This is a genomic window from Methylobacterium radiodurans (genome assembly GCF_003173735.1).
Lineage (GTDB): Bacteria > Pseudomonadota > Alphaproteobacteria > Rhizobiales > Beijerinckiaceae > Methylobacterium > Methylobacterium radiodurans.
Map to the genome: position 1 here is coordinate 1,262,735 of NZ_CP029551.1, position 12,835 is coordinate 1,275,569.

A 12,835-nucleotide genomic window follows, 5' to 3' on the forward strand; every position below is an offset into this window, starting at 1 on the left:
CGCTGACGCGACCCCGGGATGACGGCGCGCGAGCGGTACGGAACCGCTCACCCGGCCATCGGCTCCGAAGCCGTATCAGGCCAGGAGCCCCGTTCGGCGCCCCAGCCCGAGCGTGAGCCCTGCGCCCGCGAACATCGCGAGGCCGAAGACCCAGCCTGAGACCGCTCCGGCCATGATGCCGGAGAGCAGCGTGCCGACGCTGCAGCCGAGCCCCGTCATCGCGCCCCAGCCGAGCAGCGCCCCGCCGACGAGCCCGCGCAGCACCTGTCCCCCCGTCGGCCGGGCCGGACGGAACTGCCCGGCGGCGAGCGCCGCCGCGAAGGAGGCCAGCACGAGGCCGCCGATGAAGAGCCCGTTCGGCGTCAGCACGGCGTCCCGCACCGCGGTGGCGCAGCCCCGGAAGCTGTCGAGCCCCTCCAGCCGCTCGGGCAGGAGCCCGAGAGACCCCGCCGCCTGCCGGGCACGGCCGCCGATCTCCGCCGTCACCCCGAGCGGGCCGACCCGCAGATAGGCCAGCGTGCCGATCGCCCCGACCGCGAGGCCGCCGAGCCAGACCGGCCAGCGCCCCGTGAACACCGCCCGCAGCGGATCGGACCGCGTCGCCGGGCGCGCCCGCGGCTCCGGCTCCGCGACCGGCAGGTGCCGCAGCAGCACCCAGGCCAGGGCCGCGAGCAGGCCGAGCCCAGCCGCGAGGCTGCCCGCGTAGCCGAGATGGCGCGGCAGCCACAGCACCGGCACCTCGGACACGCTGGCGAGGTAGAGCGGGTTCCAGGTCGCGAATCCGAGGACGAAGCCGGCGCCCGTGCCGACGAGCGCGAAGGGCGCGGTCGGCGAGCCCTCGCCGAGGCGGTAGAGATGCGCGCTGATGCAGGAGCCCGATACCGCCATGCCGGCCCCGAACACCAAACCGGCCAGGACGAGCACCGGTCCGACCGGCCCGATATGCGCGTCCGGCGGCAGGCGCGTGCCGCCGGGGTCCGGCATCCAGGCGCCGAGGACGACCGCGTAGCCGGCAAGCCCTGCGGCGAGCGCCGCCAGGATGCCCAGCAGCCCGCGCGGGTCGCCCTCCACCAGGAAGTCCCGCCACTGGCAGTAGAAGCAGAACCGGCTGCGCTGCAGCACGAAGCCGAACAGCGCGCCGAAGGTGAGCGACAGGGCGAGCCGCGTCCCCCCGGGTTGCCCGGCGAGCCACCACGCCGCCGCCGCGAGAACCGCCGCGAGGCCGAGCGGCGCGAGCCGGCGCGGGAGCGCCCGCGCGGCGGAGCCGGCGGGCGCGTAGGGCCGGGGGAGGGGGGCCGCCCCCTCCGCGAGGCTGTCCGTCACTTGCCGCCCCAGACCGTCCCGGCGAGATTCACCACCGGCACGCCGACCGCGTTGCCGTACTCGGTCCAGGAGCCGTCGTAGTTGCGGGCCTGATAGCCGAGGATCCGGCTCAGCACGAACCACGAGTGGCTGGAGCGCTCGCCGATGCGGCAGGAGGTGATGATCGGCTTCGTGCCGTCGATGCCCGCGGCGGCGTAGAGCGCCTTCAGTTCGGCCGGGGACTTGATCGTGCCGTCCGCGTTCACCGCCTTGCCCCAGGGCACGTTGACCGAGCCCGGGATGTGGCCGGCGCGGATCGCGAGTTCCTGCACGCCGGCCGGCGCGATGATCTTTCCGCTGAACTCGTCGGGCGAGCGGATGTCGAGGATCTGCTCGTCGCGCTCCTTCTTCGCCACCGCCAGCACGTCGCTAAAGCGGGCCCGGAGGGCGGGCGAGGCCGACGCCGGGGTGAAGCCGGAGGCCGCGACGTCGGCGCTGCGGGTGTCGAGCGGCCGCTTCTCGGCCTCCCACTTCTTGCGGCCGCCGTCGAGGAGCTTCACGTTGTCGACGAGGCCGTACTGGGCGAAGACCCAGGCGCCCCAGGCGGCGAACCAGTTGTTGTTGTCGCCGTAGAGCACCACCGTGGTGTCCCGGTCGATGCCGAGGCGCCGCACCAGGGCGGTGAACTTCTCGGGGCCGGCGATGTCGCGGCTCACCGTCTCGACGAGGTCGGTGTGCCAGACGACGTTCTGGGCGCCCGGGATGTGGCCGCGCTCGAACACGCCCGGCTCCACGCTGACCTCGACGATCCGGACCTTCTTGGCGTCGAGGTTCTTCTCCAGCCACTCGGTCGAGACGAGGGGGCTGTCCTGCGGGTCGGCCTTGATGGCGGCCGGCCCGGCAGGCCTGGCCGCCGGTTCCTGCGCGAGGGCCTGGGACAGGGGCAGGAGGGTGCCTGCGGCGAGGGCGAGCAGGCGAGCGGATTGGCGCAGCACGGGATAGGCTCCGGAATGAGGCAGGCGAAGCTCTTCGGGCCGGGACGGTCGATTCCGCCGCCGACACGCAGGTCACGTCTTGGATCTTGATGAAACTGTCGTGTGCGTGCCGCTGCCCTGATCCACGGCTCAGCACGGATCTTCGGAAAGACCATGCCGTAATCGTCTTCGGGCTGCCGCAGCGCTGAAAATCTATTGTCGATCTTCGCGCTGCGTCAAGAAAATCGTGTTCTCTTTTGCTGTATTCACGGAAACGTCTGCTTGCGCCGTTTCTGCGCGAAGATGAAGAACTATCTTCGCCGCTGGAACGTGCGCGGCGTCGCCCACCGGTCCGTGCGCCGGGTCAAGCAGAGGTCCCAACGCCATCACCCAGGCTAGGATGAGACGTTCTGCGCTAAGATTGGGACGGACAGTCATTTTTTTTCTGCCCCGGATCATGTCGTCTCGTCGCACACGGGAAGTGTGTTCGACGCGGGGCGTGTAATGGATCAGCGGGCGGCGTTTCTACCGAACTGGCTGCGCAGGCGGCGCTTCTCGCCGAAGGCCAAGCGGCTGATCGCGGCGGCGCTCCAGCGCCGCAGGACGGCACCGGATACGGCGCCCCGAAGCGGGATGGTCCGCGCCTCAGCGACCATCATACCGTTCCCGCGCCGGTGAGGATCCGCGTCCGGAACGGAGAAGGGGCGGACGGCCCGCGCCGTCCGCCCCTTCTCACGGGCGTGCGATGGTGGCGGCCCTGATCAGCCGCGCTGCTCCAGCGGCACGTATTCGCGCCGGTCCGGTCCGATATAGAGCTGACGCGGCCGGCCGATCTTCTGGGACGGATCCTCGATCATCTCGGCCCACTGCGCGATCCAGCCGACCGTGCGGGCAACGGCGAACAGCACCGTGAACATGTCGGTCGGGAAGCCCATCGCCTTCAGGGTGATGCCCGAATAGAAATCGATGTTCGGGTAGAGCTTCTTCTCGATGAAGTACCCGTCCTTGAGGGCGATCTCCTCGAGCTTCACCGCGACCTCGAGCAGCGGGTCGTCCTGCTTGCCGAGTTCCTTCAGCACTTGATGGGTGGTGGCCTGCATCAGGCGGGCGCGCGGATCGTAGTTCTTGTAGACCCGGTGACCGAAGCCCATCAGGCGGAACGGATCGTTCTTGTCCTTGGCCTTGGCGACGTAGGCGTCGACCCGGTCGGGCGTGCCGATCTCCATCAGCATCTTCAGCGCCGCCTCGTTGGCGCCGCCATGGGCCGGCCCCCACAGGCAGGCGATGCCGGCCGCGATGCAGGCGAAGGGGTTGGCGCCGGACGAGCCCGCGAGACGCACCGTCGAGGTCGAGGCGTTCTGCTCGTGGTCGGCGTGCAGGATGAAGATCCGGTCGAGCGCCTTCGAGAAGACCGGGTTGACTTGGAACTCCTCGCACGGAACTGCGAAGCACATCCGCAGAAAGTTCGAGGTGTAGTCGAGCTCGTTCTTCGGGTACACGAAGGGCTGACCGATCGAGTACTTGTAGGCCATCGCCGCAAGCGTCGGCATCTTGGCGATCATGCGGATCGAGGCGATCATCCGCTGCTGCTCGTCCGAGATGTCGGTCGAGTCGTGGTAGAAGGCCGAGAGCGCGCCCACGCAGGCCACCATCACGGCCATCGGGTGCGCGTCGCGGCGGAAGCCGGAGAAGAAGCGGTTCATCTGGTCGTGCACCATGGTGTGGCGCGTGACCCGGTAGTCAAAATCGGCCTTCTGGGCTTCGGTCGGCAATTCGCCGAACAGCATCAGGTAGCAGGTCTCGAGGAAGTCGCCCTTCTCGGCGAGCTGCTCGATCGGGTAGCCGCGGTAGAGCAGCACGCCCTCGTCACCGTCGATATAGGTGATCTTCGACTCGCAGGAGGCCGTCGAGGTGAAGCCCGGATCGAAGGTGAAGGCACCGGTCTGGGCGTAGAGCTTGCCGATGTCGACGACGTCCGGACCGATGGTCCCCTTCTTGACCGGAAGCTCGACCTGCTTCCCGTCCACCGTAATGCTGCTGGATGCGCTCATGGGACGTCGACCTCTCCTGACGAGGGTGCGTTGCCGGCTACGTGCCGCGGCCCGAGGCCTTGGCCCGAACTCGGGGCACCGGAAGCATTTTGCTGCAGGTGCTCACAGGTGCATCGGGTTAGCGGATCGGTCGGACGCCAGCAACGGGGCAGGTGACATCCGCCCCGGAACGCCTAGCGAAATCCGGGCCGCACGGTCGATTCCCGGCAGCCCGCAGGAGTCACCCGGCCTGATCGCGCAGGCGCGCGAGGCTCTCCTCCCGCCCGAGCACCGCCATCACGTCGAAGAGCGGCGGCGAGGTGGTGCGGCCGGTGAGAGCTGCACGCAAGGGTTGCGCCACCTGGCCGAGCTTCACCCCGGCCCCCTCGGCGAAGGCGCGCACGGCGGCCTCCGTCTCGGCGGCTCCCCACGCGGGCAGCGCCTCAAGCGGCGGCAGCACCGCGGCGAGGCGCGCCCTGGCCTCGGGCACGAGCAGCGCGGCGGCCTTCTCGTCGAGGGCGAGTGGACGCGGCGCGTAGAGGTAGTAGGCGCTGTCGAGGAGTTCGATCAGGGTCTTGGCGCGCTCCTTCAGCCCCGGCATCGCCGCCAGCAGCTTCTCGCGCAGGTCGTCCGGCAGGGGAGCGGAGAGGCCGCGGGCCGGGCCGACATGGGGCAGCATCGCCTCGATCGCGGCCAGCAGGTCGGCATCGGCCGTGCCGCGGATGTAGAGGCCGTTGAGGTTCTCAAGCTTGGCGAAGTCGAAGCGCGCGGCCGAGCGGCCGACCGCCTTGAGGTCGAAGGCCGCCACCATCTCGTCGGTCGAGAACACCTCCTGGTCGCCGTGGCTCCAGCCGAGGCGCACGAGGTAGTTGCGGAGCGCGTTCGGCAGGTATCCGAGGTCGCGGTAGGCATCGACGCCGAGCGCCCCGTGGCGCTTCGAGAGCTTCGCCCCGTCCGCCCCGTGGATCAGCGGGATATGAGCCATGGCCGGCACGTCCCAGCCCATCGCCCGATAGATCTGGCTCTGGCGGGCGGCGTTGGTGAGGTGGTCGTCGCCGCGGATGATCTGGGTGACGCCCATGTCGTGGTCGTCCACCACCACGGCCAGCATGTAGGTCGGCGTGCCGTCCGAGCGCAGCAGGACGAGATCGTCGAGGTCGCGATTGGCCCAGGTCACGCGGCCCTGCACCGCGTCGTCCACCACGGTCTCGCCCTCGGTGGGCGCGCGCAGCCGGATGACGTAGGGCGCGCCGGCCGGGGCCTCGGCCGGGTCACGGTCGCGCCAGCGCCCGTCGTAGCGGGAGGGCTTGCCCGCGGCCCGGGCCTGCTCGCGCATCTGGGCGAGTTCCTCGGCCGTGGCGTAGCAGCGATAGGCGTTGCCGGCAGCGAGCAGGCTCTCGGCGACCTCCCGGTGCCGGTCGGCGCGGGCGAACTGGAACACCACGTCCCCGTCCCAATCGAGACCGAGCCAGCGCATCCCGTCGAGGATCGCGTCGATCGCCCCTTGGGTCGAGCGCTCGCGGTCGGTGTCCTCGATGCGCAGCAGCATCCGGCCGCCGTGATGGCGTGCGTAGAGCCAGTTGAACAGCGCGGTGCGGGCGCCCCCGATATGGAGGTAGCCCGTGGGCGAGGGCGCGAAGCGCGTGACGACGGGTGACGACATCGATCTCGGGGTGCAGGTGCGGCGCGCGGAGCCTTGGGAGACGCGCGGGCTCGCGGGCGAACGGGAATAGGGCGGCCGGCCCTGTGGGGCGCGGCGGCAGTGGCTGTAGCATGGCCCCGCCGATGCGTTAAGAAAGCGTTGACGCCGCGTGAATGTTCACGACGCGCTGACGGACGGCCCGGATCATGGAGCGGATCGGCGCGCGGGGAAGCGGCGGGAACCTCGTGCTCGGCGTCCCGCTGCGTCGCGCGCCCGGGCTCGTCCTGCCGGCGCTCCGCGGCTGGGTCGGCGGCTGCCTCGCCGCGGAGGCCGCGCAGCGGCGGCTGTTCCCCTGGCTCGCCGTCGCCTTCGGGGCCGGCATCCTCCTGTTCTTCGGTCTGGCGGACGGCGCGCCCGCTCTCGCGGCGCCGCTCGGCGCGGCCGCCCTCTGCCTCGGGCTGACACCCCGGCTCGGCACCCGGCCCGCCGTCCTGGCTCTCGCGCTCGCGTTGGCGGCGGCCCTCCTCGGCTTCGCGGCCGCGGCCTGGCGCGTCTCGCGGGTCGCGGGGCCGGTCCTCGCCCGCACCACCATCGCGCCGCTCGCCGGCCTCGTCGAATCCCTGGAGGAGCGCGAGGAGGGCGCCCGGCTGGTGATCCGGGTCACCCGCTTCGGCGCGCTGACCCCGGAGGAGACCCCGCGGCGGGTGCGGGTGTCGTTCAAGAAGGCGCCGCCCGTGACGCCCGGCGACGCGATCGAGGCGACCGCGCGCCTGCTGCCTCCGCCGGAGGCCGCCCGGCCCGGCGGCTACGACTTCGCCCGCGACGCATGGTTTCGCGGCATCGGCGCGGTGGGCTCACTGACCGGCAAGATCGTGGTGCGCTCACCCGCCGAGGCGCCGGGCCTGTCCGCGCGTCTCACCGCCCTCGTGGACGCGGCGCGCAATGCCCTCACCCGGCGCATCGCCGAGGCGACCGGCGGACAGGCCGGTGCGGTCGCCGCCGCCCTCGTCACCGGCAAGCGCGGGCTGATCGCGCCCGCCACCAGCGAGACCCTGCGGGCGGCGGGGATCTACCACGTCGTCTCGATCTCCGGTCTCCACATGGTGCTGGCGGCGGGCGTGGTGTTCTGGCTGATCCGGGCGGGACTGGCGCTGGTGCCGCACCTCGCCCTGTTCTGGCCGATCAAGAAGATCGCGGCGGCCGTCGCGATGCTCGGCGTCACCGCCTACTGCGTCTTCTCCGGCTGGGACGTCGCGGCCGAGCGCGCGCTCGTGATGACGCTGATCATGCTGGGCGCGATCCTCGTGGACCGCCCGGCGCTCTCGATGCGCAACCTCGCGCTGGCGGCCCTCGTCGCGCTCGCCCGCGAGCCCGAGGCGCTCCTCGGCCCGAGCTTCCAGATGTCGTTCGGGGCGGTGGCCGGGCTGATCGCCTGCGCGCGGCTCGTCGGCGGCGGGCTGTTCCGGCAGGAGGGGGCGGGGCGGATCGGTCGGCTCTACGGCGCGGTGCTCGCCGCGGTGGTCGGCACGCTCGCCACGACCCTGGTGGCCCAGATCGCCACAGCCCCCTTCGCGACCTACCATTTCCAGACCGTGCAGCCCTTCGGGCTCCTCGGCAACGCGCTGACCCTGCCGCTGGTCTCGCTCGCGGTGATGCCGGCGGCCGTGCTCGGCATCCTGGCCTACCCCTTCGCCCTCGACCTGCCGGTCTGGTGGCTGATGGGGCAGGCGGTGCGGGGGATGCTGGCGATCTCCGGGTGGATCGAGGGATTCGGCGGCGCAACGCTCGTCGTGCCGGCCTTCGGCAGCGCGGCGCTCGGGCTCTTCGCCGCCGCGCTTCTGCTGGCGACGCTGCCGGCCTCGGGCCTGCGCTGGCTCGCGCTCCTGCCGGGCGCCTGCGGGCTCGCGCTCGCCGCCGCGCCGGAGCGCCACGACCTCTACGTCGACCGGCAGGGCGGCGGGGCGGCTCTGCGCGGCGCGGACGGTCGGCTGATCACCCTCGGGCGCCCCTCGGGCTTCGTGCTGGAGCAGTGGCTGAAGGCGGACGGTGACGGGCGCAAACCCGCGGATCTGGGCGGCGGCACCTGCGACCGGCTCGGCTGCGTCGGTCACCTCGCGGACGGGCGGGCGGTCGCCCTCGTGCGCGACCGGCGCGCCTTCGCCGAGGATTGCGCCCGCGCCGCGGTGATCGTCACGGGGCTCGGCGCGCCGCCCGGATGTGCCGCCACTGTCGTGATCGATCGGGCCTATCTCACCCGGTACGGGGCGACTGCGCTGCGGGTGATGCCGGACGGTACGCTCGTCCTCCTTCACGCCCGGGATCCCGCCCGGTCCGCGCCCTGGTCGCCGGTCGCCCGACCGCCGCCGCAAACAGAGAAGGCTCCGCAGCCGGCAGCCGCGGAGCCTTCCCGGGACGAGCCGCCCGGTGTGCCGGACGATTCCGAGCCGTAGCGCCGGTCAGTAGCGGCGCACGAGGCTGACCAGCCGGCCCTGGATCTGCACCCGGTCGGGGCCGAGCACGCGGGTCTCGTAGGCCGGGTTGGCGGCCTCAAGCGCGATCGATGAGCCGCGCTTGCGCAGCCGCTTGAGCGTCGCCTCCTCGTCGTCGATCAGCGCCACGATGATGTCGCCGGTGTTGGCCGTGTCCTGCTTGCGGATCACCACGAGGTCGCCGTCGAGGATGCCGGCCTCGACCATCGAGTCGCCGCGCACCTCCAGGGCGTAGTGCTCGCCGCCCGCCAGGAAGTCCGGCGACAGGGTGATGGCCGAGCTCTGGTTCTGGATCGCCGAGATCGGCGTACCGGCGGCGATCCGGCCCATGACCGGGATCGAGACGGCGCGGCCCTGCTCGTCGGTGAACTGGGTCGTGGTGGGCCGGGGCGGCACCGCCTTGGCCCGGCCACCCTCGACCACGCTCGGGGTGAAGCGGCGCGGCTCGGGCGCGGCGGCGGCGGTCGCCGGTCCGAGGCTCTCGGGCAGGCGGATCACCTCGATGGCGCGCGCCCGGTTCGGCAGGCGGCGCAGGAAGCCGCGCTCCTCCAGGGCCGTGATCAGCCGGTGGATGCCCGACTTCGACTTGAGGTCGAGCGCGTCCTTCATCTCGTCGAAGGAGGGCGGCACGCCGCTCTCGCGCATCCGCTGCTGGATGAAGCGCAGGAGATCCAGCTGTTTACGCGTCAGCATCGGGCGGCACTCGCATTCGGGACAGGCAGAATCGCGGCTTCGGAAACAAACCACGAACACGTTAAACGTTCCGCAAGTGTTCCGCAAGCGGGTGCTCCGAAAGCGCCCGCACGCGCGTCAGATCAGCCGGCGGTCGAGACGTATGATGCGGCAGGGATCGCCCGCCCGCGCGGGTGGGGCGTGCGGCTCGCGGATCAGCAGGGCCTCGGCCTGGCCGAGCACCGCGAGCATCGAGGAATCCTGGCGCCGCTCCGGCGTCGCCTCCGGCAGGCGGTCGGACGCGGTGCGCAGGGTCGCCCGCATGTAGTCCTGGCGGCCGTCATTGGCCTCGAGGTCGCGGCCGAGGGTCGCCGGCTCGCTGCGGTCCTCGCCCGCACGCGGGTCGCCGAGCAGGGCGCGGACCGCCGGCAGGACGAAGAGCAGCCCGCAGACGATCGAGGAGACCGGGTTGCCGGGCAGCCCGATCACCAGCATGGGCCCGAGCCGGCCGTGCATCAGCGGCTTGCCGGGGCGGAGCGCCACGCGCCAGAAGCCGAGTTCCAGGCCCTCCCTGGCCAGCGCCGCCTGGACGAGGTCGTGGTCGCCGACCGAGGCGCCGCCGAGCGTCACCAGGAGGTCGGCCCGGGCCTCGCGCGCGCGCCGGAAGGCGTCCTCAAGGGCGGCGTGGTCGTCGCGCACGACGCCGAGGTCGATCGCCTCGCCGCCGGCCTCTCCGACGAGGGCGGAGAGCGCGAAGGTGTTCGAGGCGACGATCTGGTCCCAGGCCGGCGGCTCGCCCGGCAGGACCAGCTCATCGCCGGTCGCCAGGATCGCGACGCGGGGACGGCGCCGCATGCCGAGAACCGGGTGCCCGGCGGCGGCGGCGAGCGCGATGCGGCGCGCGTCGAGGGTCTCGCCCGCCCGCAGGAGCGTGTCGCCGGCCGAGAAGTCGAGCCCGGCGCGGCGGACGAAGCGGTCGGGCACGACCGGCTCCAGCACGCGCACCCGGTCATCCTGGGCCTCGGCGTTCTCCTGGATCAGGATCGCGTCCGCCTCCTCCGGCACGGGAGCACCGGTGAAGATCCGCACGGCCTCGCCGGCCCCGAGCGCGCCGCGGAAGCCGTGGCCCGCGGCGCTTGTGCCGACGCACCGCAGGAACGCGCCGGCCCGGTCGGCGTCGGCGCTCCGCACCGCGTAGCCGTCCATGGCGGAGGCACGGAAGGGGGGCTGCGTGCGGGAGGCGGCCACGTCGGCCGCGAGCGTGCGGCCGACGGCCTGGCCGAGCGGAACATCCTCGGCCTCGACCGGTCCGGGCACGCTCGCCAGGATCCGGGCGAGCGCCTCCGCGACCGGGATCGGGCCGCTCACGCCTCGGCCCTGTAGGCGCCCGAGCGGCCGCCGTCCTTCGCCATGAGCCGCACGCCCTCGATGCGCATGCCGCGATCGACCGCCTTCACCATATCGTAGACGGTGAGGCAGGCGACCGAGACGGCGGTCAGCGCCTCCATCTCGACGCCGGTCGGGCCCTGCACTCGCACCTCCGCGGTCACGCGGAGGCCCGGCAGGTCATCGTCGATCGCGCAGTCGACCCGCACCTTGGAGAGGAGCAGCGGGTGGCAGAGCGGGATCAACTCGTGGGTGCGCTTCGAGGCCATGATGCCGGCGAGCCGTGCCGTGCCGATCACGTCGCCCTTCTTGGCGTCGCCCTCGCGGATCAGCGCCAGAGTCTCGGGCCGCATCACCACGCAGCCCTCGGCGGTCGCCGTGCGGTCGGTCGCGGCCTTCTCGGTGACGTCGACCATGTTGGCCGCGCCGCTGGCGTCGAGATGGGTGAGCCCGCTCATGCCCTCCCTCACGCCTTGTCGCCGAAGAGCAGCGCGCGGGTCGCGGCGGTCACGTTGGCCTGCCGCATCAGGCTCTCGCCGACCAGCACCGTGTCGAGTCCGTGCTCGCGCAGGCGCAGCACGTCGGCGTGGGTGGAGATACCGCTCTCGGCCACCGCGATGCGATCCTGCGGGATGCCCGGCGCGAGGCGGATCGCGGTCTCGAACGAGACTTCGAAGGTCTTCAGGTTGCGGTTGTTCACGCCGATCATGGCGGCGCCGAGCGGGATTGCGCGGGCCAGTTCCGCCTCGTCGTGCACCTCGACCAGCGCGTCCATGCCGAGATCGTCCGCGGTCTCGACCAGCGCCGCGGCCTCCTCGTCCTCCAGGCAGGCCATGATGACGAGGATGCAGTCGGCGCCCCAGGCGCGGGCCTCGTAGACTTGGTAGGGCTCGAACAGGAAGTCCTTGCGCAGAACCGGCAGGGCGCAGGCCTCCCGCGCCTCGGTCAGGTACTCGGGCCTGCCCTGGAACGAGGGCTCGTCGGTGAGAACCGACAGGCAGGTGGCGCCCCCGGCCGCGTAGGCCCTGGCGAGCGCGGCCGGCTCGAAATCGGCCCGGATCAGACCCTTCGAGGGCGAGGCCTTCTTCACCTCGGCGATGAGCGCCGGGCGGCCTTGCCCGACATGCGCCCGGATCGCCGCCGCGAAGCCGCGGGGCGGCTCGGCCTTGGCGACGCGGGCTTCGAGCTTGGAGAGCGGCACGCGCAGCTTCGCCTCGGCGATCTCGCGGCGCTTGTAGGCCTCGATGCGCGCGAGCACGCTCGGGCGCTCGGGCGCCTCCGCGACGGCGGTCTCGGTGGGGAGGGCGGAGGACATCGGTGCTCCTCAGGCGTTCGAGACCGCGACGAGGCGGGCGAGCGTTGCGCGGGCCGCTCCCGAATCGATCGCATCCTGCGCCCGCACGACGCCCGCTTCCAGGGTGTCGGCCGCGCCTGCGACCACGAGGGCGGCGCCCGCATTGAGAACCGCGATGTCGCGATAGGCGTTGCGCGCGCCGTCGAGCACCTCGGCCAGCGCCCGGGCGTTGTGCTCGGGGTCGCCCCCGCGCAGGGCCTCGATCGGGTGCAGCGGCAGGCCGACCGCCCGCGGGTCGATGGTGAAGCGGGAGACCCGGCCCTCCTCCAGCGCGACGACCGCGGTCGGGCCCGTCACGGTGATCTCGTCGAGACCGTCCGAGCCGTGCACGGTCCAGACCCGGCGGCTGCCGAGCTCGGCCAGCACGCGGGTCAGCGGCTCGGCCCATTCCGCCTGCGAGACGCCGAAGAGCTGGTGCTCGACCCCGGCCGGGTTGGAGAGGGGCCCGAGCAGGTTGAAGATCGTGCGCACCGGCAATTCCGCCCGCACGGGCGCCACGTGCCGCATGGCGCCGTGATGCGCCTGGGCGAACATGAAGCAGAGCCCGGCATCCGCGAGGCAGCGGCTCAGCGCATCGGGCGACAGCCCGAGCTTCACGCCGAGCGCCGCCAGCACGTCGGCCGCGCCCGAGCGCGAGGTGGCGGCGCGGTTGCCGTGCTTGGCCACCGGCACGCCGCAGGCGGCGGTGACGATCGCGGCCAGCGTCGAGACGTTGTAGCTGCCCGAATGGTCGCCCCCGGTGCCGACGACGTCGATCGCGCCCGGCACCCCCGCCACCCGCACCATGCGGGCACGCATCGCCTCGACGGCGCCGACGATCTCGTTCGGGCTCTCGCCGCGGATCTTCAGGGCGATCAGGAAGGCGCCGGCCTGGACGGGCGTGACCTCGCCCGAGAGCAGGTCGTCGAAGGCGGCGCGGGCCTCGGCGCGGTCGAGCGCGAGGCCGCCCGCGACCTTCGCCAGATGGGGCTTGAACGAATCCATGC

11 protein-coding genes are annotated in these 12,835 nt (G+C 72.5%); 1 reads left to right on the forward strand and 10 read right to left on the reverse strand.

Going from position 1 to position 12,835, the window contains the following annotated elements:
• Nucleotides 1-75 precede the first annotated feature (75 nt).
• From DK427_RS05605 to gltX, 5 genes are all read right to left on the reverse strand, one after another.
• A complete protein-coding gene (locus tag DK427_RS05605; protein WP_109950396.1) occupies nt 76-1,323 on the reverse strand; it encodes a YeeE/YedE family protein in 1,248 nt (415 codons plus the stop codon).
• Nucleotides 1,320-2,297 carry a sulfurtransferase gene (locus DK427_RS05610; protein WP_109950397.1) on the reverse strand — a complete coding sequence of 326 codons (978 nt, stop codon included), beginning with the start codon at nt 2,295-2,297 and terminating at the stop codon, nt 1,320-1,322. Before DK427_RS05610 ends, DK427_RS05605 begins: the two co-directional genes overlap by 4 nt.
• Nucleotides 2,298-2,785: 488 nt before the next feature.
• On the reverse strand, nt 2,786-2,935 hold the full coding sequence (locus DK427_RS26085; RefSeq protein ID WP_162559693.1) for a hypothetical protein: 150 nt from the start codon (nt 2,933-2,935) through the stop codon (nt 2,786-2,788).
• Between the two features lie 102 nt (nt 2,936-3,037).
• A complete protein-coding gene (gene gltA, locus DK427_RS05615; protein ID WP_109950398.1) occupies nt 3,038-4,327 on the reverse strand; it encodes a citrate synthase in 1,290 nt (429 codons plus the stop codon).
• 220 nt (nt 4,328-4,547) lie between these two features.
• Nucleotides 4,548-5,969, reverse strand: coding sequence for a glutamate--tRNA ligase (gene gltX / locus DK427_RS05620; RefSeq protein WP_109950399.1), 1,422 nt, complete (start codon nt 5,967-5,969; stop codon nt 4,548-4,550).
• A gap of 185 nt (nt 5,970-6,154) precedes the next feature.
• Here gltX and DK427_RS05625 point away from each other — a divergent pair, with 185 nt between their 5' ends.
• Nucleotides 6,155-8,398 carry a ComEC/Rec2 family competence protein gene (locus DK427_RS05625; RefSeq protein WP_109950400.1) on the forward strand — a complete coding sequence of 748 codons (2,244 nt, stop codon included), beginning with the start codon at nt 6,155-6,157 and terminating at the stop codon, nt 8,396-8,398.
• Between the two features lie 6 nt (nt 8,399-8,404).
• Here the strand turns inward: DK427_RS05625 and lexA are convergent, their stop codons facing one another.
• From lexA to trpD, 5 genes are all read right to left on the reverse strand, one after another.
• Nucleotides 8,405-9,130 (reverse strand): transcriptional repressor LexA, encoded by a 726-nt coding sequence (gene lexA / locus DK427_RS05630; protein ID WP_109950401.1) that lies wholly within the window; start codon nt 9,128-9,130, stop codon nt 8,405-8,407.
• A gap of 117 nt (nt 9,131-9,247) precedes the next feature.
• Nucleotides 9,248-10,477: a molybdopterin molybdotransferase MoeA gene (locus tag DK427_RS05635; RefSeq protein ID WP_109950402.1), complete on the reverse strand. Its 1,230-nt coding sequence runs from the start codon at nt 10,475-10,477 to the stop codon at nt 9,248-9,250.
• The gene (gene moaC, locus DK427_RS05640; protein WP_109950403.1) at nt 10,474-10,953 is read right to left on the reverse strand and encodes a cyclic pyranopterin monophosphate synthase MoaC; all 480 of its coding nucleotides are present in this window, start codon (nt 10,951-10,953) and stop codon (nt 10,474-10,476) included. Before moaC ends, DK427_RS05635 begins: the two co-directional genes overlap by 4 nt.
• Nucleotides 10,954-10,961: 8 nt before the next feature.
• Nucleotides 10,962-11,810 (reverse strand): indole-3-glycerol phosphate synthase TrpC, encoded by an 849-nt coding sequence (trpC, locus tag DK427_RS05645; protein WP_109950404.1) that lies wholly within the window; start codon nt 11,808-11,810, stop codon nt 10,962-10,964.
• A 9-nt stretch (nt 11,811-11,819) separates the two neighbouring features.
• Nucleotides 11,820-12,833, reverse strand: a complete 1,014-nt coding sequence (trpD, locus tag DK427_RS05650) for an anthranilate phosphoribosyltransferase (RefSeq protein WP_109950405.1) — start codon at nt 12,831-12,833, stop codon at nt 11,820-11,822.
• Nucleotides 12,834-12,835: the final 2 nt, after the last annotated feature.